Origin of the sequence: Demequina sp. (assembly GCF_024642165.1) — a bacterium.
Lineage (GTDB): Bacteria > Actinomycetota > Actinomycetes > Actinomycetales > Demequinaceae > Demequina.
Map to the genome: position 1 here is coordinate 1 of NZ_JAHEBP010000026.1, position 22903 is coordinate 22903.

Sequence of the window (22903 nt, forward strand, 5' to 3'; positions counted from 1 at the left end):
GTCGAGCGGGACGCCGAACGCCCGCGCGATCTGGAAGGCCATCTCGAGCGACGGCGAGTAGCGCCCCTGCTCGATGGCGATGACCGTCTGGCGGGTGACGCCGATGCGTTCCGCCAGTTCGGCCTGGGTCATCTCGCCGTGCGCGAACCGCAGCGTGCGGATCGCGTTGGTGACCTTGGTGGTCCGGCCCATCAGAATCCCGTCCGATAGGCGTGGGCCTTGCTGCCCGCGGCGATGAGGCCCGCGATCAGGCCCGCGAGGAACAGCGTGTTCGCGATCCAGAACGGGTCGGCGTCGAGCATCGCGAGGATGGTTGCGGCCAGGCCGCCCAACCCGGACATCGTGTACGCCCGGGCGTTGCCCAGCCGGTCGATCTGCTTGTCGCGAACGTCGCCGTCCTCGAACTCGGGCTTCTCCCCCGCCACCTCGGCGCGCACGCCGGTGGCGATGGCGGACGCAATGGTGCCCAGGATGATGAAGACGATGACGGAGCCCCAGGCCCACAGCATGGGCACCACCCAGCTGATGTCCTCGACCGGCTGGTCCGCCGCGCGCGTGAGGATGACGGTGAAGTACACGATCGCCACCAGGGGGAACACCACGAGCGTGGCCCAGACGGTGCGTTCGGTCATGGTCATCGGTCCACCCCCTCGCGGTACGCGGCGAGCGACGCGGCGGACCCGGCCATCGACCCCAGGAAGGCGCCCACGAACAGCACGTGAGCCGCCCAGAACGTGTCCACGTCGAGCGCGAGCATGATCAGCGTGGCCAGCACGGCAAGGCCCGTGAGCCCCGCGCCGACGGCCTCCGCGTGCCGCTCGATCTCGGCGTCGCGCTCGTCGGTGACGCGGGAGCCGCGGGCGCGCCAGCGCATCGTCCCGTAGACCACGGCGTACAGGCCGCCGCCGAGCCCGACGGACCAGAGCATGGGTCCCTGCCACGCGACCTCCGCGAACGGCAGCCCATCCGTCGCGGCGCGAACGATCACGATCGCCCAGTACGCGACGAAGGCCGCCAGCCCCAGCACCAGGCCGATCGCCTGGTTGCGTTCTCCGAAGCCCATGACCCCTCCTCAATGTCAAAGTTCTTTGACACATCCAAGGTAAGGCTGGCTTGACATGGTGTCAAGTTTTCTTGACATCGCCGGGACGATGCGGGCCGTCAGGCCGCGGCGACCCGCAGCCACGCGTCGCGGCGGGTCACGCGCGCATAGACGACCGCCAGAAAGACGCCGCGCGCCACGTTGAACAGCAGGAACGCGCGCCACAGATCGTGGTTGCGGGAGTCGTCGATCCACGCCACGCCCGCGAGCATGGCGGGCACGAACACCAGGCCCGCCGCCGCGAGCATCGTGAGGAACATCGCGCGAGTACGGCCCGAGCCCAGGAAGACCCCGTCGAACAGGTAGGCCAGCGAGGACGCGAGCGGCAGCCACACCACCCACCCGATGTACTCGTCCGCGGCCGCCGTCACCTCGGGCAGCGACGTGAGGACGGCTAGAAAGGGGCCGCTCGCCGCCAGGTACAGCAGGGTGAATGCCACGCCGATCCCCACCGCGGGCAGCGCGGACGCGGCGACGGCGCGATGGAACGCGGGCACGTCGCGGCGCCCGATCTCGCGGGCGACCATGGCCTCCGCGGCATGCGCGTAGCCGTCCTGCCCGTAGGACGCGAGGAGCATCAGCTGCATGAGGATCGCGTTGGCCGCCAGGATCTCCGGACCCAGCCGCGCCCCGTAGGCCGTGACGAAGGTCAGCACCAGGTACAGCGTCGCAGTGCGGAGGAACAGGTCCGTGTTCATCGAGGCGAGCCGGCCCCAACCGGAGCGCAGCCCTCTCCCGCGCCACCGGCGCACCGTGTGACGCACGTGAGGCGGAGCGGCCCGCCACCAGAGGACCGCGGCGAGCGCCAGCCCGAGCCACTCGGCGATGACGGTCGCCGCCGCGGCGCCGGTCGAGTTCCAGCCGAACCCGCCCACGAAGGCCAGGTCCAACGCCACATTGACCACGTTGACCGTGGCGACGATCGCCAGCGGGCGCCGCGTGTCGCCCGAGCCGACGAACCATCCGGCAATCACCAGGGTCACGAGCGCCGCGGGCACGGACGCCATCCGGATCAGGGCGTACTGAATTGCGTACTCGCGGACCTCGCCCGCCGGCGCGAGGATCGCCATGAGGGCCGGGATCGCCACCCACATCGCGAGCAGCGCTCCCCCACCGATCACCACCGCGAGCATCGCCGCGCGCTGCGCGTGGGCCACCGCCGCATCGTCGTTCCCGGCCCCGCGCGCGCGGCCCACGAGCGACGTGGTGCCCGTGCGCAGGAAGCTCACCAGCCACATCACCGCGCTCAGCACGGTCGAGCCGAGCGCCACCGCTCCGATGTGGGTCGCGTCGGAGAAGTGGCCCAGCATCGCGGTGTCCACGAGGCCCACCAGCGGCACGGTGAGATTGCCGACGATTGCGGGCCATGCCAGGGAGAATGCGCGCCGATGCGGGAGGTGGGCGAACGCGGTCACACGGCGACGCTACACCGGGGCTCTACGCTGGTTTCATGGCCCGCCCGCTCCCGCTCATCGCGCTGGCGCTGTTGGCGCCGGCGCTCGCCGGCTGCGGCGAGCCGCTGATCGTCGACCCGGCGCCCTACGCGGCGGATCCGGACTGCGCCCGCGTCATGCTCGCGATGCCCGAGGTGGTGGGCGGCCTCGAGTCTCAGCCCACCTCGTCGCAGGCCACCGCCGCCTGGGGTGACGAGTATCCCCTGGTGATGCGCTGCGGGGTCGAGCCCCCTGGACCCACCACGGACGAATGCCTCACGGTCGAGACTTCGGGAGAGTCAGTCGACTGGCTGATATTGGACGAGGGCGACGTGTGGCGGACCGTCACCTTCGGGCGCTCGCCCGCCGTCGAGCTCGTGGTGCCCAAGATCCGCGCGCAGGACGCCGTGGGAGACGTGCTGGCCGAGGTGTCGCGCGCCGCCGCGCGTGCGCCCTCCAACGGCCTCCAGTGCCGCTGACCCGGTCCCCGCGCTGACAGTCCGCACGGATTGAGATCCGACACCCCGGTGAGAAGGGCCGATGCAGGGGTTGCGCCCAGCGTGTCGCCGCCAACTCCGTGCGGAGCGTCAGACGGGCGGGACGCTAGCGCAGGCCCACCGGGCGCTCGAGCGCGACGGTCAGCAGCGTCTGGACCAGCTCGCCGTAGGAGATGCCCGCGGCCGCCGCCATCCGCGGGTACATCGAGGTGGGGGTGAAGCCCGGCATGGTGTTGATCTCGTTCACCACCACGTCGCCCCGCTCGGTGACGAACACGTCCACCCGGGCGAGCGACTCGGCGCCCACCGCTCGGAACGCGCGCCGGGCGTAGTCCGCCACCGTGGCCGCCACCGCGGGCTCGAGCTCGGTGGGGCACAGCAGGGTCACGGCGGCCTCGTCGAGGTACTTGGCCTCGAAGTCGTAGAACTCGTGGTCACCGCCGGTGATGATCTCCCCGGCGGGCGACGTCAGCAGCCCCGACGGCGTGGCCAGCACGGCCGTCTCGATCTCGCGCCCCACCACGCCGACCTCCACCAGCACCTTGGGGTCGTGCTTCTGCGCGTCCGCGATGGCCGCGTCCAGGGCGTCCCACGCCGAGACCTTCGAGATCCCCATCGAGGATCCGGCGCGCGCGGGCTTGACGAAGACGGGCAGGCCGAGCGCCTCGATCGCCTCGCGCTGCTCGTCGACCCCGCGGTCTGGAGTGACCAGCACATCCCTGGCGACCGGAAGCCCGGCGGCACGGAACGCGACCTTCATGTGCTGCTTGTCCATGCCCATGGCGGACGCGAGCACGCCGGATCCCACGTAACGCACGTCGGCGAGCTCAAGCGCGCCCTGAATGGTGCCGTCCTCGCCCCACGGGCCGTGGAGCAGGGGGAACACCACGTCGATGGTGCCGAGCGAGCGCACCTTTCCCGCGTCGGAGACGGTCTGCCACTCGGACACGCCCGCCTCGAAGGGCGGCACCACGATCGCATCGGAGGCCGCCACGTCCGGCATCCGCCCATCGACGATGCGCCACTGCGCGGGATCGTCGGAGACCCGTGTCCAGCGGCCCTCGCGGGTGATGCCGATGGCGATCACGTCCCAGCGTTCGCGGTCGATGGCACCCAGCACCCCGCCGGCCGTGACGCACGAGACGCCATGCTCCGACGAGCGGCCGCCGAACAGCACCGCGACCGTGGGCCGCGTCATCAGTCCACCTCGGCCTTGCGCGGGCGGGACAGCAGCGCCTCGACCACGGCGTCCAGGGGCGCTTGCCCGGAGAGCATGGTCACCACGCCGTGGCAGATGGGCACGTCGACGTGTGCGGAGGCGGCGAGCTCCTGCACGGACTGCGACGTCTTGACGCCCTCGGCGGTGCCGCGGGTGAGCGCGATCGCGTCCTCGAGGGAGGCCCCCCGCCCGATGTGCGCGCCCAGCGTGTGGTTGCGGGACAGCGGCGATGCGCACGTCGCGATGAGGTCGCCCATGCCGGCCAGGCCTGAGAACGTCTCGGGCCGCGCGCCGAGCGCCAAGCCCAGCCGGGTGATCTCGGCCAGCCCGCGCGTGATGACCGTCGCCGTCGTGTTGTGGCCGAACCCGAGCCCGTCGGTGATGCCCACACCCACGGCGATGACGTTCTTGTAGGCGCCACACAGTTCCACGCCCACCACGTCGTCGTTGGTGTACGGCCGGAAGTAGGACGATGCGGTGCTCGCGGCCACCATTTCGGCGGCCTGCGCGGAGCTCGAGGCGATCACGGTCGCCGTCGGCTGTCGGTGCGCGATCTCCTGGGCAAGATTCGGGCCCGACACCACGGCGACACGGTCAGCCGACAGGGCCCACACCTCCGCGATCACCTCGGACATCCGCGCGTGGGTGCCCAGCTCGATGCCCTTCATGAGCGACACGGCGATGGCGCCGTCGGGGACCAGATGCGCGAACGGCGCGATGATGTCCCGCACGCGCTGGGCGGGCACGGCGATCGCGATGAGCTGTGCGCCAGCGAGCGCCTCCTCGATGTCCGTGGTGGCGTGCACCCCGGCGGGGAGCTCGACGCCGGGCACCGAGGCCTCATGCCGGTGGTGCTCGCGGATGGACCGGACCACCGCATCGTCCCTGCCCCACAGGGTGACCTCCGTGCCAGCGTCCGCCAGCACCGCGGCGAACGTGGTGCCCCACGCGCCGGCGCCCAGCACGGCTGCGCGGGTCATCGGCCGTCGCCCCTGGCGTGCATGTCGTAGGGGTGGTCGGGCGGGGTCTCACCTCGGATGTCCGCGACCATAGAGGTCAGCGTAGCCATGATGCGGTCCGTGGCGGCGCGCAGCGTCTCGGTGTCCGGCTTGCCGCCCGCGACCCGTGCGCGGAACTCGTCCAGGTCCACCGGGGGCCCCGCCACCACGGTGATCGACTTGGGCGGGATGACCTTGGGCATCTTCCCGTAGCGGGCCAACAGATTCTGGGCGCCCCACTGCGCGATCGGGATGACGGGTGCGCCCGTATCGAGGGCCATGCGTGCCACTCCCGTGCGCGCGGTCATGGGCCAGAGGTCGGGGTCGCGGGTGAGGGTGCCCTCCGGGAACATCGCGATCATGTCGCCGCGCTTGAGCACCTCGACGCCCTGGTCGATCGCCTCCTTGGCGCGCGACGTCCCGCGATACACCGGGATCTGATCGAAGCCGCGCAGGAGCCAGCCGATGCCGCGCGCCTCGAAGAGCGAGGACTTCGCGAGGAACCGGGGCGGGTGGCCGTTGTTGTAGAGGAAGTGCGCGAGCGTGATGGGATCCGCGTACGACATGTGGTTCGAGACCGCGATGAATCCGCGATCCTTGGGCAGGTTCTCGGCGCCATGCCAGTCCTTGCGCGTGACGGACGCCATCAGCGCCTGGAGCGGCTTCGCCCCGCGCCGATAGAACGCCGACGGCTCGGTGGCCACTTAGGCGACCTCTGCGCCGAGCGCGGCGAGCTTGGCCCGGAAGCCCTCGTAGCCGCGATCGATGATCCCGATGCCGCGCACGGTGGAGGTGCCCTCGGCCGCGAGCGCCGCGATCAGATGGGAGAAGCCGCCGCGCAGGTCGGGCACCTCGATATCCGCCGCGGCCAGCTTGGTGGGCCCGCTGATCACCGCCGAATGCTTGAAGTTGCGGGCGCCGAACCGGCAGGCGCGGTCGCCTAGGCACTCGCGGAACAACTGCACGTGGGCGCCCATCTGGTTGAGCGCATGGGTGAACCCGAACCGCTGCTCGTAGACGGTCTCGTGGACGATGCTGAGGCCCTTCGCCTGGGTGAGCGCCACCACCAGCGGCTGCTGCCAGTCCGTCATGAAGCCGGGGTGCACGTCCGTCTGCAGCGCGATCGAGTGCAGGTCTCCGCCCGGGTGGAAGAAGCGGATGCCGTCGCTGACGACGTCGAACTCGCCGCCCACCTTGCGGAACACGTTGAGGAACATCCCCATGGTGCGCTGCTGGGCGCCATGGATGAAGATGTCGCCCTTGGTGGCCAGCGCGGCCGAGGCCCAGGACCCCACCTCGATGCGGTCCGTGAGCGAGTAGTGGTCGTAGCCGTGGAGGCGCTTGACGCCCTCGATGGTGATGGACCGGTCCGTGTCGACGGAGATGATCGCGCCCATCTTCTGCAGGGTGTCGATGAGGTCCTTGATCTCCGGCTCGACCGCGGCGCCCTCGAGGTGGGTGATGCCGTCCGCCATGACGGCGGTGAGCAGCAGCTGCTCGGTGGCACCCACGGACGGGTAGGCCAGCTTGTGCTTGATGCCGTGCAGGCCGTCCGGGGCGGTGAGGTACAGCCCGTCCTCCATCTGGGTGACGGTGGCGCCGAACTTCTGCAGGATCTCGAGGTGGAAGTCGATGGGCCGGTCGCCGATCCGGCACCCACCCAGGTCCGGGATCACGGCCGCTCCCAGCCGGTGCAGCAGCGGCCCGCACAGCAGGATCGGGATGCGGGAGGATCCGGCGTGGGCGGCGATGTGAGCCGCGTCGGCGTGGACCAGGCTCGACGTGTCCATCGACACCTCACCCGACTCGACGTCGTAGTCGACCCCCACGCCGTGCAGACGGAGCAGCGCCGAGACCACCGCCACATCGCGGATCTCGGGGACGTTGCGCAGGGTGGACGGGGTGGAGCCCAGCAGCGCGGCGACCATGGCCTTGGAGACGAAGTTCTTCGCACCGCGGACTGTGATCTCGCCTGTGAGAGGGCGCCCGCCGGTGACCCGGATGGAATCGGTCATGCGCCCTATCTTCCCCCATCGGCGCCCGAGCGCTCACCTGGGCGTGGCTAGACTCGCCGCGTGAGCACCGCCGCGACCCCGCGTCCGCGCGTGATGACGTGCGGGCTCGCCACCCTGGACGTGGTCCAGCTGGTCGATGACCTCCCGGCCCCCAACCAGAAGGTGGTCTCCCTCGACTTCCTGATCGCCGCCGGCGGGCCGGCCACCAACGCGGCGGTGGCCGCGGCGTGGTGCGGCGCCGAGGCCACGCTGGTGACGGCGCTTCCCCGCCATCCCCTGACGGACCTCATCGCGGCGGATCTCGCGTCGTGTCGCGTGGGACTCGACGTCGCGGATCACGACTTCGACGGCCCGCCACCCACCGCCGCGATTCTGATCACCCGCGGCACCGGCGACCGGGCGGTGGTGTCGCCCACCGCGGTGGGCACCGGCGAGCGCGCTCCCGCCGGCGAGCTCGAGGACCCGGCTCGCCTCGCCGGCGTGGGGGCGCTGCTGATCGACGGCTATCACCGCCACCTGGCGCTGCCGCTCGCGCGCGCCGCTCGCGCCGCAGGAGTTCCGGTGATCCTGGACGGCGGCTCGGCGAAGGCCCATACCGAGGAGCTGCTCGAGGTGGTGGACGTGGCGATCGTCTCCGACGACTTCGCGCCCCCGGGCGTCGAGAGCGAGGCCGGCGCCGTGCTCGACTGGCTGTTCGAGCGCGGGGTCGAGAACGCCGCGGTCTCTCGCGGTGGCCGGGCCATCGCATGGCGCACCCGCGCGGGCGCGGGCGAGGTCCCCGTCGCGCCGGTCGAGGTGGTCGACACGCTGGGCGCGGGCGACTTCTTCCACGGCGCGGTGGCCTTCAGGATTGCGGGCCTGGGTCTGGACGATGCACGCCTCGCAGAGGATCTCGCGTGGGCGGCCGCGGTGGCCGGGGCGTCGCTTGGCAGCTTCGGGACCCGTGCGTGGCTCGCGGGCGCGCCGCCCGCCGGCGCGCCGCCCGCGACCGCGCCTCAGTAGTCCTCGGGCCGGAGCACCACACGCGCACGGTCGACCGTGGGCGCGATCAGCGCCGCGTTGGCGGCGTCCACCGAGTCCACCCAGGCCACCGCATCGTCCCGTTCCCGTCCGGTAGCCATGCGGCGCGCGATGAGCCGCTCGCGCGCCAGCTCCCACGGGGCCTCGACGAACCAGAGCTCGTCGAGCAACGGCGCCACGCGGTTCCATGGCGGGGTGTCGAGCCCCAGATAGTTGCCCTCCGTGACCACCACCCGGACGCGCGGCCCGATCATCAGCCGCCCCGGGACCACCTCGTGGAGCTCGCGGTCGTAGTCGGGTGCCATGACGGCGAGCCCCTGGCCGTTGCGCACCTCGCGCAGCAACGCGAGATAGGCGTCCACGTCGAACGTCTCGGGCGCACCCTTGCCCGCCGACAGGCCGCGTTCGGCGAGCTCGGCCGCGCTCAGGTGGAAACCGTCCATCGGCAGGACGGCCGCGGGCGTGCCGCCGTCCTCGAGCTCCTCCACCAGCCACCGGGCCAGCGTCGACTTGCCCGCGCCCGGGGAGCCCGCGATGCCCACCACGGCACGGCCGCCGGCCGCGAGCGCGTCCGCCCGCTCCGCGAGTGCGCGGATCATGGCGCGGTCACGAAGATGTCGAGCAGCTCCGGGTGGTGCGCATGCACCAGCACCGCGAACACCACCGCGTCGAACAGCAGGTGGACGGCGACCACGTAGGGCAGGGACTTGGTGCGCGCGAAGATCCAGCCCTGCACCAGCGCGAACGGGATCGTCAGCACCGGCCCCCACTCCCGGTAGCCCAGCTCCCACAGAAAGCTCACGAACACCAGCGACTGCAGCAGATTCGCCAGCCACATCGGGAAGTGGGTGCGCAGCAGCGCGAACACCACGCAGATGAAGAAGAGCTCATCCCACAGGCCCACGGCGTTGACGCCCACGAACAGGCGGGCGATGTCGCCGCCGCCGTCCAGGTCCGGCCAGTTCATGTAGACGCCCGACGAGATGAAGTAGTACGGCAGCACCAGGTAGCCGAACGCCACCACGATCGCCAGGTAGAGCCACTGGGTACGGGTCCACCGCCGCCCCGTGCCTACCGGGAACTGGATCGCCGTGTCGCGGAACACGAACCGGGAGATCGCCCACGGCACCAGCACCGCGAGCGACAGGACCACCGCGAAGCGCGTCATGCCGGCGTTCGAGAGGTCCGCCTTGAGCGAGATGGTGGAGATGATCGCCTGGCCGATCCCGATGAGTGCGAGGTCGCGCGCCAGCCGCCGGTCCACGGCCGCAGCCAGCGCCACCCCGAGCACCAGGGGGACGTAGCCGAGCGGCCGTACGTGGACCGCGAACAGCAGGATCGCCGCGCCGCACACCAATACCGCGGCGACGATGCGGACCGTGGTCCGGGTATCAGCGCGCAGCTCGGGGACGGTGACGGTCATGGTGGGACTATGCCACGACCGGTGCGTGCCGCCGTGCGAGAGCCGGGTGCCCGCGTCAGGAGACGGGGCGCGCGGCCTCGATCTCGACGCTCGGCAGGTGCTTCGCGGGCAGCGTCTTCGGGCGCCATGCGGCGCGCGTCGCCTCGAAGGCCGTGATGTCCTCCTCGTGCTGGAGGGTGAGGCCGATGTCGTCGAGACCCTCCATGAGGCGCCAGCGCACGTAGTCATCGATCTCGAACGGCACGGTGAGCTCGCCGCACGTGACGGTGCGGTCCTCGAGCGAGACGGTGATCTCCTTGCCGGGCTCCGTCTCGAGCAGCTTCCACAGCAGCTCGACGTTCTCCTGGCTGACCTGGGCCGCAACCAGACCCTGCTTGCCGGAGTTGCCACGGAAGATGTCCGCGAAGCGGCTGGCGATGACCACGGCGAAGCCGTAGTCCTTGAGCGCCCACACCGCGTGCTCACGCGACGAGCCGGTTCCGAAGTCGGGGCCGGCGACCAGCACGCTGCCGTGCGTGTAGGCGGGCTGGTTGAGCACGAACTCCGGATCGCCCTTCCAGGCGGCGAACAGCGCGTCCTCGAAGCCAGTCCGCGTGATGCGCTTGAGGTAGACCGCGGGGATGATCTGGTCCGTGTCGACATTCGAACGACGCAGCGGGACGCCGATTCCGGTGTGAGTGGTGAACTTCTCCATGGCGGTTCTCCTTATGCGAGCGCGGCGGGCGCGTCGACCAGGTCGTCGGGGCTGGACAGGGTGCCGCGCACCGCGGTGGCGGCGGCGACGAGCGGCGACACCAGGTGGGTGCGCCCGCCCTTGCCCTGGCGTCCCTCGAAGTTGCGGTTGGAGGTGGATGCGGAGCGCTCCTGCGGCCGCAGCTGGTCCGGGTTCATGCCCAGGCACATCGAGCAGCCGGCGTTGCGCCACTCCGCGCCGAAGTCCTTGAACACCTGGTCCAGGCCCTCGGCCTCGGCCTGGAGGCGCACGCGGGCCGAGCCGGGCACCACCAGCATGCGGACGCTGTCCGCCTTGGTGCGGCCCTTGATGATGGCGGCGGCCGCGCGCAGGTCCTCGATGCGCCCATTGGTGCAGGAACCCAGGAAGACCGTGTCGACGGAGATCTCGCGGAACGGCGTGCCGGGCGTGAGGCCCATGTACTCGAGGGCGTTGGCGGCGGCCACGCGGTCGGACTCGTCTGCGAAGTCCTCCGGGTTGGGCACCGAGGCGCTGAGCGGCAGGCCCTGGCCCGGGTTGGTGCCCCAGGTGATGAAGGGCTCGAGGTCGGAGGCGTCCAGGTCGACCTCGGTGTCGAACACCGCGTCGTCGTCGGTGACGAGCGTGCGCCAGTAGTCGACGGCCGCGTCCCAGTCCTCGCCCTCGGGGGCGTGCGGGCGGCCCTTGACGTAGTCCCACGTGGTCTCGTCCGGGGCGATCAGGCCGGCGCGCGCGCCCGCCTCGATCGACATGTTGCAGATGGTCATGCGCGCCTCCATGGAGAGCGCGCGGATCGCGTCGCCGCGGTACTCGAGCACGTAGCCCTGGCCGCCGCCGGTGCCGATCTTCGCGATCACGGCGAGGATGATGTCCTTCGCCGTGGAGCCCTTGGGCAGCGTGCCGTTGACGTTGATCGCCATGGTCTTGAAGGGCTTGAGCGGAAGCGTCTGCGTGGCGAGCACGTGCTCGACCTCCGACGTGCCGATGCCGAACGCCAGGGCGCCGAACGCGCCGTGGGTCGAGGTGTGCGAGTCGCCGCAGACCACCGTCATGCCCGGCATCGTGAGGCCCAGCTGCGGGCCCACCACGTGGACGATGCCCTGATCCGCGTCGCCGAGCGAGTGGATGCGGACGCCGAACTCGGCGGCGTTCTCGCGCAGCTTGTGCACCTGCTTGCGGGACGTCTCGTCCGCGATGGGCAGGTCGATGTCGAGGGTGGGGGTGTTGTGGTCCTCGGTGGCGATGGTGAGGTCGGGGCGGCGCACCTGGCGACCGGCGAGGCGCAGGCCCTCGAAGGCCTGCGGGCTGGTGACCTCGTGACACATGTGGAGGTCGATGTAGATGATGTCGGGGGCGCCGTCCTCCCCCTTGCGTACCAGGTGGCTGGACCACAACTTCTCGGCGAGGGTGGTTCCCATGACGACCTCCTTTGAACTCATGACATCTCGACATCTCAGCATCTGAGACGCTAGTATCGCTCTGTGGACAATCATAGCGGAGTCGGCGTCATTGACAAGGCGGCCGCCATCCTGAGCGCACTCGAGCAGGGGCCCGCCACACTGGCCGAGCTCGTGGCCTCCACCCATCTTGCGCGCCCAACGGTGCATCGGCTAGCGCTGGCGCTCGAACACCACCATCTGGTGGGCCGCGACGCGACCGGCGCGTTCGTGCTGGGGCGCCGTTTCGCGCAGCTCGCCGCCTCGGTCAACGAGGACCGGCTCGTCTCCGCCGCACAGCCCGTGCTCACCGTCCTGCGCGACCGGACGGGCGAGTCCTCGCAGCTGTACCGCCCGCACGGCGACGAGCGCATCTGCATCGCCGCCGCGGACCGCCCGGTGGGCCTGCGCGACTCCATCCCCGTGGGCACCACCATGACCATGACGGCCGGCTCGGCCGCCAAGGTGCTGCTCGCCTGGACCGAGCCCGAGCGCATGCACCGTGGACTCGCCGTCGCGCGCTTCACCGCCGCGGACCTCGACACGGTGCGCCGACAGGGGTTCGCCGAGAGCTCCGGCGAACGCGAGGCCGGCGTGAGCTCGGTGTCCGCCCCCGTGTGGGGCGCGGCCGGGAACGTGATCGCCGCCGTGTCGATCTCCGGCCCGGCGGAGCGCCTCACCGCCGCGCCCGGCGCGGTGCACGCGGGGGCCGTCGTGGACGCGGCGCGCCAGCTCACCGAGGTCCTGCGGCGCACCGTCATCGCCTGAACCCTGGCGCCCAAGGAGCCGCCACATCGTCCCGGCGCCATCGATTCCCACTGGTCGATGTGACGAATGCATACCCGTGTGACGGATGTGTCAGCACCATCCTTCACACGGCATGACTCGCGCCACATCGACCAGTGGGAGTCGCGAGCAATCAGGCCGCCGGGGGCTCCCCTGTCAGCGCCAGCGCGCCCAGGAACGCCGCGAACTCGGGCTTGCCCGCGTCCGTGAGATGCAGGCCGTCCTCGAGCCAGTCGTCGTGCCCCGCGACGTAGCCCTTCCAGTCCGCGAACACCACGTTGTCGTAGTCGGCGGCGACCTTCTTCATGAGCTCGTTCGAGGGCTGGACGTAGGCGAACCGCGCCGTCGAGTCGACCAGCACCACGCGGGCGCGGTCCTCGAGCGTGTCGAGCGTCGAGCGCAGCACGCTCTCCTTCACCGGCCCCGCGGTTCCCATGTGCATGATCACCACAGGCCGCAGCTTGCCCTTGCGGTGCGCGCTCAGCACGGCGTCCATGATGTTGCCCGGCGAGCGGTTGATGGCCGCATCGACCGTCGCACCCGGCAGCTCCGCCTTGAGGACGTCCGCGGACCACAGCGACACCGAATCTCCGTAAATCGCAATGTCCGCCGTGGTGACATTCGGGGTGGACGATGCGACGGCGGAGGGCGACGGGGAGCTCGCGGGCGTCGAGGCAGCGGAGGGCGAGGCGGCCGGGCTCGCGGCCGCGCTCGGCGAGGAGGCGGCGCTGGCGGCGGGCGTGGGCTCCGCGCTGATCGCGACGGTCGAGCCGAGCGCCGCATCGGTCGCCCGGGGAACGCCCACACTGAAGGACAGCCCCACGATCAACGCGTACGCCGCCACCGCCGCCAGGCCCACGAGCGTCCCGCGCGGGCGCGCCGCCACCCACCCGACGGCACCCTGCTCCCGCACCCGGGCCCACCACGCGCCGATGGCGCCGTGACGGATGGGCGTCTCGACCCACCGATAGGACGCTCCGGCCACCGCCAGCACCAGGCCGATCCGCAGCGCCTGCACCCACCAGCCGTGCCACGGCAGGTCCTGGCCCGGGCGGGTCACCAGGAAGATCGGCCAGTGCCAGAGGTAGATCCCGTAGGACCGCTCTCCCAGCCACCGCATCGGCGCCCAATCGAGCGCGGCCCCCAGAGGCGATGCCGGGTGCGTCGCGAGCACGATGATCGCGCCCACCAGCAGCGCGACCACCAGGAACCCACCGCGATAGATGCCGGGGCTGTACTCGGAGACGGTCAGCATGATCCACGCCAGCGCCGCGAGCATCACCAGCCCGAGCAGCGCGATCGAGCCCCTTGCACCCGGCGCCACCCGGGACGATGCGGTACCCGGCCGCCAGACGGCGGCCAGCGCCGCGCCCACGAGCACGGACATCGCGTGGGTGTCGGTGCCGAAGTAGACGCGCGTCGGGTCCTGGTCGAGCGGGTAGCCGTGGCGGATCGACATCACGGCCATGGCCACGGTGGAGCACACGGCCAGGGTGAGCGCCACGGCCAACAGGGTGCGGCGCACGGATGAGCGGCGGGAGACCGCGACCCCCACGATCACGGCGACCACCGCGGGCCACACCAGGTAGAACTGCTCCTCTACGGCGAGAGACCAGAGGTGAGCGAGCATGTTGCCGCGCCCGATGAGCTCGAAGTATGACTGATCGTCCGCGATGTACCACCAGTTGCTCACATACAGCAGCGCGGCGAGCACGTTCTCGCGGAACCCCTCGATGGAGTCCCGCGCCACGGTGGCGACCAGGAGGGCCGTTCCCGCGAGCATGGCGAGCAGCGCGGGCAGCAGCCGCCGCGCGCGTCGCGCGTAGAAGCGGCCGAATCGGATCCGCCCGTGCCGCGAGCGCTCGGTCAGCAGCAGCGTGGTGATGAGGAACCCGGAGATGACGAAGAACACGTCGACGCCCAAGAAGCCGCCGGGCAGGGCGCCGATGCCCAGGTGGTAGACCACCACCGCGGCGACGGCGATGGCACGGAGGCCGTCGAGCCCGCGGATGCGCGACGGCGTGGACGAGTAGTCGTCGGCGCTGCGCCGATGACGCCTCGTCCGCGGCGGTGCGGTGGCGGCCATGAGGGACTCCCGGTCTCGTTCGCGCTCAGGATACGGTCACGAGATGCCCATATTGGGGATTCTCACGGCCCTCCTTCGCAGAAGGTTGCGATGACCCGTGGACGTGACCAACGTCCCTGGCGCGGGCGGCGGGACGGATCCACGCTGATGGCATGGACGCCGTCGTCGTGTACGAGTCGCTGTGGGGCAACACCGCGGCAGTCGCGGCCGCGATCGCCGAGGGCCTGGGCGAGGGTGCCGTAGCGATGCCCACCTCCGAGGCGACCCGAGACCTGGTCGCCGGCGCCCGCATCGTCGTGGCCGGAGCGCCGGTCCACGGCATGAGCCTGCCGACCGAGTCGAGCCGTGAATCGGCACGGGCCAAGCCGCAGGGTCATGAGAGGCTGGCCGCCGATCTCTCCCACCGGTCGATGCGCGACTGGCTGACCGATCTCCCCCGCGGCCCGATGCTGGGCGCGGCCTTCGAGACCAAGGTGCGCGGCCCGCTGGGCCGTGGCGCGGCGCGGTCGATCGCGAGCACCCTCGAGGCACACGGCGTCACGCTCCTCGACGGTCCGCGCGGCTTCACCGTGCACATGAAGACCTCGTCCTCCGAGCACGCGGCGCTGCTGGCCGATGGCGAGCTCGAGGCCGCGCGCGAGTGGGGCGAGGCGCTGAGGGATCGGGCGAACTCGCGGCTGTGAGGCCGCACCGTGGCTCCCGCTTAGGGTGAGACGGTGAACGCCATCGTGATCTTCGACGGCGACTGCGGCCTGTGCAACGGCTTCGTCGCCTGGCTGCTGCGCCACGACCCGGACGGCGCGTTCTCGATCGCGGGCTCGGACGGGCCCGTGGGCCGCGCGGTGCTGCGGGCCGCCGGCCTGGGAGACGCCGTCGCGGCGTCGAGCATCGTGGTGTGGGACGGACGCGAGGGACTGCTCCGGACCGATGCGCTCGTCGGGATCGCAGGCGGCCTCCCCTGGCCGTGGCGGGCGGCAGCCGCCATGCGCATCGTCCCTCGCGCGCTGCGCGATCGGGTGTACGACGCGGTCGCCGCGCGCAGGCCGCGCCGGCCTGCCGAGGATCCGGCGTGCGGGACTCCGCCGCCGTCCCTCGTCGGACTGTGGAGGTCACGTCTCGCGACGGCGACGGACGTAGCCGGTCTCGCTACGCCCCACTGACGACGATGCCCCGCGGCCGGAGCCGCGGGGCATCATCTGTGCTTCGCTGCGCGTCTATCAGGGCTTGCCTGTGGTCTCAGGCTTGCCTGCGGACTCAGGCTTGCCGGTGGTCTCGGGCTTGCCGGTGGTCTCGGGCTTGCCGGTCGACTTCTCGGTCGCGTCGGGCTTGCCCTTCTCACCCGACTTGCCCGGCGCGTCGCCGGACTTGCCGGGCGCCTCGGTCTCGACACCGGGCTCCTCCTCGGTAACCAGTGCGTCCTCGCCTGAAACCGCTTCGGTCGGGTCGACGTAGATGCCGCGAGCGTGCTGCGAGACGCCCTGGCCGAAGTCCTTGCCGGTCGCGTCGGTGGTGGCCATCCACTCAAGCATGGCCGCGACGCGCTCGTGCACCTCGGCCGAGTTCTCCGATCCGTTCTCGCGCAACTGCGCGGCGACGGCGAGCAGCGTCGCCGACGATTCGGCATCGTCCTCGACGGCCTCGGCCACGTGCTCGAGCGCACCCTCGGTGTCGCCCTCCTCGTCCATCTTCACGGCCTCGTCGAATCGCTCCTCGGTGCCGCCGTCGCCGATGCCCAGGTCCTCGAGCACGAGGTCGAGGGCATACAGCGGGTCACCAGGAGCGGCGTCATCCGCGGCCGCGGCGCCTCCCACGGCGGCCGCGCCCACGAGCGCGAGCGCGCCTGCGATAGCGGCGCGCACCCTCCACCTCGAGGGGGGTGCCGCCGCCGGGGCGATCGCGGGGGACGACGACCCGGCGGCGACACGTGCAAGCGCCGCCGCTGCGCGGGCCGACTCGGCCTGCGAGGGCGCCACGGTCAAGGTGCGCAGGGTCTCGATCGCGGGGAGGGCGTCGGCGAGGGCCGGCACATGGTCACCCCGAAGAAGCCGGTCCACGTCCCGGTCGGTGTATTCGTTGCTCGTCATACTCTGGTGATCGCTCGCCGGGCGCGATCGGTTACATGCGCGCCAAAACCGGCTTCTACACGCGAGCTTGGAATCGGCGGCGCAGCGCGCCGATCGCGCGGTGCTGTGCGACCTTCACCGCGGATTGGCTCTTGCCCACGATCTCTGCCGTCTCCCTGACGGAGAGCTCTCCGACCACCCGGAGCAGCAGGATGTCCCGCTGATCCGGCGTGAGACCCTCGAGCAGCGAGGCCGCGGCCGCCGCCTCTTCCCGCAGCAGCGCCTGCTGCTCGGCGCTGGGAACCGCCTCGCGGAGGACCAGATCGGCCGCCTCGTCCTCGACCGTCGCGGGCCGCCGGCTGGCGCGACGATACGCGTCGACCATCCGCCGATGTGCGATCGAGAACACCCAGGATCGGAAGGCCCGCTCGTCGCCGGTGAACGAATGCAGCCCGCGTGCGATGTGCAGGAAGGTCTCGGCGGCTTCGTCCTCGGGCTCGGGAGAGCCGCGCCCCGCGAGGTAGCCGCGCACTGGCCCCACCAGGTCGCGGTAGAGGGCCGACCAGGCCCACTCCTCGCCGGCGCGCGCGGCGCCGAGCACGGAGTCGAAGGTAGGGCCGAGCGTCATGCGGAGTCCCTCGACACCCGCACCGCGCCGTCGTCGGCGACCCCTCGCATCCACGTCATACAGCGACGCTAACAGGTGTGATGCGCCTGACGGCCGAGGCGTGGCGAACTCCACACGGATGCGTGGCAGTGGCGAAAATGAAGAAATCCCCGCCGCGAACGGCGAGGAGTTCCATCAGTAGCCCCGACGGGATTCGAACCCGCGCTACCGCCTTGAGAGGGCGGCGTGCTAGGCCGCTACACAACGGGGCCCTAGCGTGCTGAGCCACCCTCCCGGGCGGCTGGCGCGAGATAGAACTCTACAGCATCCCGTGCGCGGAACGCTAATCCGTCCGGGCGCCGCGGACGAGTGCCGGCGCGCCCCATCACGAGGGCGCGCGCGACCCCCGGCACCCCCGGGTCAATTCCGAGAGCGGGTGCCCGAATCCGCGCCGATTCGGGCACCCACGCTCGGAGTTGGCGCTGGGGGCCGCGCATGACCCGTGTGCCCCAGCGGGACATGAGTGCAACTTTTGGCCCGAATCCTGCACCCATGTCCCGCCAGGGGGCTGGCGCTGGGGGCCGCGCACGGGCCGCAACCGCTCCCCCGCCACGGCTCCACCCCTTGCTCGCGCCGCACGCCTTATGTAAACTTGAGTGCATGCGACTCAACTTGACGGTCGCGCAGATATCTAGCAGGAGGTTCCCATGACCGCTCAGCCCATGGCTCCCGGTTCGCAGGAGCAGCAGAGCGCCCTGGAGCAGTTCGGCCAGGACTTCACCGCCCTCGCCGAGTCCGGCGCGCTCGACCCCGTCATCGGGCGCGACGAGGAGATCCGGCGCGTCATGCAGGTGCTCACCCGCCGCACCAAGAACAACGCCGTGCTGATCGGCGAGCCCGGAGTGGGCAAGACCGCGATCGTCGAGGGCCTCGCCCAGCGGATCGTCGCGGGCGACGTGCCCAGCTCCCTCAAGGATCGCCGCGTCATCGAGATCGCGATGAGCTCGATCGTCGCCGGCGCCGCCTTCCGCGGCCAGTTCGAGGAGCGCCTCAAGGCCGTTCTCAAGGAGGTCGAGGAGTCCGAGGGTCGCATCATCCTCTTCGTCGACGAGCTTCACACCATCGTGGGCGCGGGCAGCGCCGAGGGCTCCGTGGACGCCGGCAACATCCTCAAGCCCATGCTCGCGCGCGGCAAACTGCGCATGATCGGCGCGACCACCCTCAACGAGTACCGCGAGCACCTCGAGACCGACAGCGCGCTCGAGCGCCGCTTCCAGCCCGTCTACATCGGCGAGCCCAGCATCGAGGACACGATCGCGATCCTGCGCGGGCTGCAGGAGAAGTACGAGGTCCACCACGGCGTGAAGATCACGGACGAGGCGATCGTCGCCTCCGCCCGGCTGTCCGATCGCTACATCACCGAGCGCTTCCTGCCGGACAAGGCCGTCGACCTCATCGACGAGGCCACCTCGGCGCTGAAGATGCAGCTCGACTCCATGCCCATCGAGCTCGACCGCGCCCGCCGCCGCATCATGCAGCTCGAGATCGAGCGCACCCAGGTGGCGAAGGACAAGTCCGACCACGCCAAGGCGCGCCGCGCGGAGATCGACCGCGACATCGCCCGCCTCAAGGGCGAGTCCGAGGAGCTGAACATGCGCTGGGCCCGCGAGAAGGACCTCATCGTGCGCGTCTCGAACGCCACGGAGCGGCTCGAGTCGCTGCGCGGGGACCTGGAGCGCGCCGAGCGCTACGGCGAGCTCGAGAAGGCCGGCCGCATCCGCTACGGCGAGATGCCCGCCGCGGAGAAGCAGATGGCTCAGGCCCGCGCGGAACTCGACTCGATCCCCGCCGAAGAACGGATGCTCCGCGAGGAGGTGACCGGCGAGGACATCGCCGCGGTGGTCGCCAAGTGGACCGGCGTGCCCGTGGAGAAGCTGCTCACGGACGAGTCCGGCAAGCTGTCGCACCTCGAGGATCGCCTCCACGAGCGCGTGGTGGGCCAGCACCGCGCCATCGCAAGCGTCTCGGACGCGATCCGTCGCGCCCGCGCCGGGATCTCCGACGCGAACCGCCCCATCGGCTCCTTCCTGTTCCTCGGACCCACGGGCGTGGGCAAGACGGAGTTGGCCCGCGCGCTCGCGGAGCAGCTGTTCGACGACGAGCGCGCCATGATCCGCATCGACATGTCCGAGTACATGGAGTCGCACGCGGTGAGCCGCCTCATCGGCTCTCCCCCGGGCTACGTGGGGTACGACCAGGGCGGGCAGCTCACGGAGGCCGTGCGCCGGCGCCCCTACAGCATCGTCCTGTTCGACGAGGTCGAGAAGGCCCACCCGGACGTGTGGAACGTGCTGCTGCAGGTGCTCGACGACGGCCGCCTCACCGACGGCCGCGGCCGCACGGTCAACTTCACCAACACCATCATCGTGATGACGTCGAACCTGGGCTCGGACATCGTGCTCGCGTGGGACGGCGAGGATCGCGGCGTGCTCGAGCGCGACCTCCAGGCCGTGCTGCGGCGCGCCTTCCGGCCGGAGTTCCTCAACCGGCTCGACGACGTGGTGATCTTCGACCGCATCGATCCCGCCGCCATGGAGGGGATCGTGGACGCGGAGCTCGCCAAGACGGTGGCGCGCCTCGCCGAGGCGAAGGAGGTCACCCTCACGGTGGACGGCGTGCTGCGCGCGTCGCTCGCGAAGGACGGCTTCGACCCGGCCTTCGGCGCCCGCCCGCTCAAGCGCCTCATCCAGTCGCGCCTGCTCAACGAGCTGGCGAAGGACATCGTGGACGGCCGCGTCCGCGAGGGCGACGCCGTCACGGCCGGCTGGGACGGGGAGCGGGTGACCATCGCCGCCTCCTAGCGCACCGCGGCGGGACGATGCGCCCCTCCCCCTCGGGTGCATCGTCCCGTGCCTGTGCGGGCGCCTCGGCGCGGGCGTACCGTGAAAGGGTCCCCACCGACCAGAGGAGTGTCGCGATGACGCGCACATATGTGGTGACCGGTGCCGCCTCAGGCATCGGCAGGACAACGGCCGAGCTGCTCGCCAGCCGCGGCCACGCGGTGATCGGCGTGGATCTCCACGGCGCCGACATCACTGTCGACCTCAGCAGCGCCGAGGGGCGCGCGGGCCTGGCCGATGCGGTGAGCGAACGAGCACCCGACGGGCTGGACGGGATCCTCGCGATCGCGGGCCTCGCCCACCCCATCCCCGCCACGGTGGCGGTGAACTACTTCGGCATGGTCGCGACACTCGAGAACCTGCGGCCGCTGCTGGCCGGTTCCGACGCACCCCGTGCGGCCGGTGTCTCGTCGATGGCGAGCCTCATGCCGAACGACCCTGAACTGGTCGACCTCATGCTCGGCGGCGACGAGCCGGGCTCGCTCGCGCGTGCCGAGGTGCTCGCCGCGGACGAGCAGACCGGACAGCTCATCTACGGATCCACCAAGGTGGCGTTCGCGCGCTGGATTCGGCGCAACGCGGCCACGCCCGACTGGGCCGGAGCGTCCATCCCCCTCAATGCCGTGGCGCCGGGGATCATCCGCACGCCCATGACGGCGGAGATGATCGCGACGCCCGAGGCGACCGCGCAGCTGCTCACCATGGTGCCGATGCCCCTGAACGGGGTGGCGGAGCCCATCGTGGTGGCCCGGCTGCTGGCATGGCTCACGGGCGAGGAGAACACTCACCTGTGCGGCCAAGTGGTGTTCGTGGACGGCGGTTCCGACGTGGTGATCCGCGGAGATTCCGTCTGGTGACGCGCGACGGGGTCACCGCGTAGGAGGTGGACGCCGACGGCGCGATGGGGCACGGCCGAACAGGGAGCGCCGCGGCATGTCGTGCGCGGCACCCGCGGGCGGGGAGGGCGTCGGCAGCGAGTTGATGGCAGCCCGTAGTTCGTCGGGATCCACGGTCACGTCCGCCTGTGGCGCGTCCGAGACGGATCTCCCGAGCACGGGCACGTACGCGAGGCCGGACGATGCGGCGAGGGTGGCGAAGTATGGGTACCGGTGTCCGGAAGGGAGCAGTTCTACCACCCCGGCACCGGGCGGGCAGAAGCCCAGGTCTCCGAGCGCGGCTCCGTGGGCCGCGACCACCAGTTCCGCACCCGCGAAATCGGCGGGGCTGAATTCGGACGCGCGCGGGTCGTAGATCTCGAGGTCGAACTCCGCGGCGACCGCGTGCATCTGCGCAGTGTTCGCAACTGCGCGCTTCTCGCCGGTGCGCAGGATCATGAGCCGCCGCCCCGGGCCGCCGGCGATGCCCAGGGATCGCATGAAGCGCGCCGGCGCCTCGGAGTACTGGCGGGCGCGCCCGGGGAACGTCGCCTGGACCAGCCGCTCGCACCACAGCGCCCCGCGCGCCGGCGCGGGGACGATGCGGTCGGGGCTCACGCCGGCGCGCGCGAGCAGCGCCGAGATGGTGGGTGATCGGAACCGCGGGACCACCACGTGATCCGCAACGGCGAGGTCGTAGCCCCCGGCCACCAGGATGCCTCCGCGGCCGAGGCCATCGAGCACGGCATGGGCGTAGTTGCGCATGGTGAAGGCGCTCGCGAGATTGACCGTTTCGCCGTCCAGCCGCACCTCCGGCGCCGCCGCGGCAGCGTTGCCGTAGGCGCGGTGCACGCGCAGCTCATGGACGAAGACCGCGTCGATAGGAACCGCATTGCCGGCCGTGAGCGGCCAAGCGCTGGGCCCGACGATGCGCGCGTCGGCAAGCACCGCGAAGCCCTCCTCGGGCAGCGTGGACGATAGCGGCGTCTCGACTGCGATTGAACTGCCGTCTACGCCGCGCAGCTCCGTCACGGGCGCCGGCCGCGCGAGCGCAGTGGCGGTGTAGGGCTCTCCCTCGCGCGCCGCGACCGTCCGGAGCCGCCCGGAACCCTGGGGACGCGGCAGCATCGCGGTCGCCTCGGAGCCTCGCGAATCCTCGCTCATCGTGACCGCCCCCTCCCAGGCTGGCTGGGGGTCCACAGTATCGGCCGGGTCCGCGCAGAGTATGCCCTCGCGGCAACAAGAAAGGGCCCGCCATCACGGCGGGCCCTGCTGTCGAGCGCTGGGCTACAAGGACTCGAACCTCGACTAACTGTACCAGAAACAGTCGTGCTGCCAATTACACCATAGCCCAATGGTCCGGTGTCCGGACCGAGAGACAACTGTACCGGAAGGCCGCCCCGGGGCCAAACGACGCCGGACCCGCTCAGGCCGCCGCGCGCACGATACTGTCCAGCACCGCCACCCCGGCCGCGTCGCCGTCGCAGTACTTCCCCATGAGTCCGAAGTACGAGTTGTCGTCGGCCCCTCCCGGCAGGTCCGCGAGCACGGCAAGGGTCCCCGTGCCCGAGACGGCATCCCCGACGGCGTACAGCTCGCCGCCCACCTGGGCACCGCCGGCCGCCCCGGGCTCGGCATCCGGAGGCCACACGATCCAGGGCTTGGTCCCGTCTCCGCGGTCGAGCATGAGGCAGCCGTTGTCGAGCGCGGCGATGACGCCCGAGAACTCCA

At 71.2% G+C, this 22903-nt stretch carries 24 protein-coding genes and 2 tRNA genes; 7 read left to right on the plus strand and 19 right to left on the minus strand.

The window, feature by feature from the left end:
• The 4 genes from Q0L54_RS04015 to Q0L54_RS04030 all read right to left on the minus strand — a co-directional run.
• Positions 1–192, minus strand: a 192-nt coding sequence (locus Q0L54_RS04015) for a helix-turn-helix transcriptional regulator (protein WP_296665665.1), incomplete at its 3' end; no start/stop codon positions are given.
• Entirely contained in the window at positions 192–638 is a 447-nt protein-coding gene (locus tag Q0L54_RS04020) for a hypothetical protein (protein WP_296665666.1), read from the minus strand. The genes Q0L54_RS04015 and Q0L54_RS04020, both read right to left, overlap by 1 nt.
• Positions 635–1063, minus strand: coding sequence for a hypothetical protein (locus Q0L54_RS04025; RefSeq protein WP_296665667.1), 429 nt, complete (start codon positions 1061–1063; stop codon positions 635–637). Before Q0L54_RS04025 ends, Q0L54_RS04020 begins: the two co-directional genes overlap by 4 nt.
• A gap of 98 nt (positions 1064–1161) precedes the next feature.
• Complete coding sequence (locus tag Q0L54_RS04030; RefSeq protein WP_296665668.1) at positions 1162–2517, minus strand: MATE family efflux transporter; 1356 nt, start codon at positions 2515–2517, stop codon at positions 1162–1164.
• A 35-nt stretch (positions 2518–2552) separates the two neighbouring features.
• Between Q0L54_RS04030 and Q0L54_RS04035 the strand changes: the two genes are divergently transcribed.
• Entirely contained in the window at positions 2553–3014 is a 462-nt protein-coding gene (locus Q0L54_RS04035; protein ID WP_296665669.1) for a DUF3515 family protein, read from the plus strand.
• Between the two features lie 124 nt (positions 3015–3138).
• On the opposite strand, the gene Q0L54_RS04040 is transcribed toward Q0L54_RS04035, so the two are convergent.
• From Q0L54_RS04040 to murA, 4 genes are read right to left on the minus strand one after another with little or no spacing between them, the layout of a single operon-like run.
• Positions 3139–4230, minus strand: a complete 1092-nt coding sequence (locus Q0L54_RS04040; RefSeq protein ID WP_296665671.1) for a D-alanine--D-alanine ligase family protein — start codon at positions 4228–4230, stop codon at positions 3139–3141.
• A complete protein-coding gene (locus Q0L54_RS04045; protein ID WP_296665672.1) occupies positions 4230–5231 on the minus strand; it encodes an NAD(P)H-dependent glycerol-3-phosphate dehydrogenase in 1002 nt (333 codons plus the stop codon). Before Q0L54_RS04045 ends, Q0L54_RS04040 begins: the two co-directional genes overlap by 1 nt.
• Entirely contained in the window at positions 5228–5953 is a 726-nt protein-coding gene (locus Q0L54_RS04050; RefSeq protein ID WP_296665673.1) for a 1-acyl-sn-glycerol-3-phosphate acyltransferase, read from the minus strand. Before Q0L54_RS04050 ends, Q0L54_RS04045 begins: the two co-directional genes overlap by 4 nt.
• The gene (murA, locus tag Q0L54_RS04055) at positions 5954–7264 is read right to left on the minus strand and encodes a UDP-N-acetylglucosamine 1-carboxyvinyltransferase (protein WP_296665675.1); all 1311 of its coding nucleotides are present in this window, start codon (positions 7262–7264) and stop codon (positions 5954–5956) included. It lies immediately after the preceding gene.
• 60 nt (positions 7265–7324) lie between these two features.
• On the opposite strand from murA, the gene Q0L54_RS04060 reads away from it, so the two are divergent.
• Entirely contained in the window at positions 7325–8266 is a 942-nt protein-coding gene (locus Q0L54_RS04060; RefSeq protein WP_296665676.1) for a PfkB family carbohydrate kinase, read from the plus strand.
• On the opposite strand, the gene Q0L54_RS04065 is transcribed toward Q0L54_RS04060, so the two are convergent.
• Genes Q0L54_RS04065 through leuC form a run of 4 tightly spaced genes read right to left on the minus strand, consistent with a single transcriptional unit; the run spans position 8260 to position 11837 of the window.
• Complete coding sequence (locus tag Q0L54_RS04065; RefSeq protein ID WP_296665677.1) at positions 8260–8883, minus strand: nucleoside/nucleotide kinase family protein; 624 nt, start codon at positions 8881–8883, stop codon at positions 8260–8262. The two genes, Q0L54_RS04060 and Q0L54_RS04065, sit on opposite strands and share 7 nt — an antisense overlap.
• A complete protein-coding gene (locus Q0L54_RS04070; RefSeq protein WP_296665678.1) occupies positions 8880–9707 on the minus strand; it encodes a CPBP family intramembrane glutamic endopeptidase in 828 nt (275 codons plus the stop codon). The genes Q0L54_RS04065 and Q0L54_RS04070 overlap by 4 nt, the downstream gene beginning before the upstream one ends.
• Before the next feature lie 55 nt (positions 9708–9762).
• A complete protein-coding gene (gene leuD, locus Q0L54_RS04075; RefSeq protein WP_296665680.1) occupies positions 9763–10401 on the minus strand; it encodes a 3-isopropylmalate dehydratase small subunit in 639 nt (212 codons plus the stop codon).
• 11 nt (positions 10402–10412) lie between these two features.
• Complete coding sequence (gene leuC / locus Q0L54_RS04080; protein WP_296665682.1) at positions 10413–11837, minus strand: 3-isopropylmalate dehydratase large subunit; 1425 nt, start codon at positions 11835–11837, stop codon at positions 10413–10415.
• Positions 11838–11900: 63 nt separating this feature from the next.
• Here leuC and Q0L54_RS04085 point away from each other — a divergent pair, with 63 nt between their 5' ends.
• The gene (locus Q0L54_RS04085; RefSeq protein WP_296665683.1) at positions 11901–12623 is read left to right on the plus strand and encodes an IclR family transcriptional regulator; all 723 of its coding nucleotides are present in this window, start codon (positions 11901–11903) and stop codon (positions 12621–12623) included.
• 151 nt (positions 12624–12774) lie between these two features.
• On the opposite strand, the gene Q0L54_RS04090 is transcribed toward Q0L54_RS04085, so the two are convergent.
• Positions 12775–14727 (minus strand): acyltransferase family protein, encoded by a 1953-nt coding sequence (locus Q0L54_RS04090; protein ID WP_296665684.1) that lies wholly within the window; start codon positions 14725–14727, stop codon positions 12775–12777.
• Positions 14728–14879: 152 nt separating this feature from the next.
• On the opposite strand from Q0L54_RS04090, the gene Q0L54_RS04095 reads away from it, so the two are divergent.
• Both Q0L54_RS04095 and Q0L54_RS04100 read left to right on the plus strand, forming a co-directional pair.
• A complete protein-coding gene (locus tag Q0L54_RS04095) occupies positions 14880–15410 on the plus strand; it encodes a hypothetical protein (RefSeq protein WP_296665685.1) in 531 nt (176 codons plus the stop codon).
• Positions 15411–15443: 33 nt separating this feature from the next.
• Positions 15444–15887, plus strand: coding sequence for a thiol-disulfide oxidoreductase DCC family protein (locus tag Q0L54_RS04100; RefSeq protein ID WP_296665687.1), 444 nt, complete (start codon positions 15444–15446; stop codon positions 15885–15887).
• A gap of 57 nt (positions 15888–15944) precedes the next feature.
• Here the strand turns inward: Q0L54_RS04100 and Q0L54_RS04105 are convergent, their stop codons facing one another.
• From Q0L54_RS04105 to Q0L54_RS04115, 3 genes are all read right to left on the minus strand, one after another.
• On the minus strand, positions 15945–16811 hold the full coding sequence (locus Q0L54_RS04105; RefSeq protein WP_296665688.1) for a hypothetical protein: 867 nt from the start codon (positions 16809–16811) through the stop codon (positions 15945–15947).
• Between the two features lie 55 nt (positions 16812–16866).
• Positions 16867–17418, minus strand: coding sequence for an RNA polymerase sigma factor (locus tag Q0L54_RS04110; protein ID WP_296665689.1), 552 nt, complete (start codon positions 17416–17418; stop codon positions 16867–16869).
• Between the two features lie 178 nt (positions 17419–17596).
• Positions 17597–17669 (minus strand) — tRNA-Glu (locus Q0L54_RS04115).
• A 435-nt stretch (positions 17670–18104) separates the two neighbouring features.
• Between Q0L54_RS04115 and Q0L54_RS04120 the strand changes: the two genes are divergently transcribed.
• Positions 18105–20258: an AAA family ATPase gene (locus Q0L54_RS04120; protein WP_296665690.1), complete on the plus strand. Its 2154-nt coding sequence runs from the start codon at positions 18105–18107 to the stop codon at positions 20256–20258.
• Between the two features lie 116 nt (positions 20259–20374).
• Positions 20375–21154 (plus strand): SDR family oxidoreductase, encoded by a 780-nt coding sequence (locus tag Q0L54_RS04125; protein WP_296665691.1) that lies wholly within the window; start codon positions 20375–20377, stop codon positions 21152–21154.
• A 12-nt stretch (positions 21155–21166) separates the two neighbouring features.
• Here Q0L54_RS04125 and Q0L54_RS04130 read toward each other — a convergent pair whose 3' ends face one another.
• The 3 genes from Q0L54_RS04130 to Q0L54_RS04140 form a co-directional block, all read right to left on the minus strand.
• A complete protein-coding gene (locus Q0L54_RS04130; RefSeq protein WP_296665692.1) occupies positions 21167–22336 on the minus strand; it encodes a glycosyltransferase family 61 protein in 1170 nt (389 codons plus the stop codon).
• A gap of 118 nt (positions 22337–22454) precedes the next feature.
• Positions 22455–22526, minus strand: a tRNA-Gln gene (locus tag Q0L54_RS04135).
• A 72-nt stretch (positions 22527–22598) separates the two neighbouring features.
• Positions 22599–22903 (minus strand): hypothetical protein (locus Q0L54_RS04140; protein ID WP_296665693.1); only part of this gene is annotated, 305 nt, incomplete at its 5' end.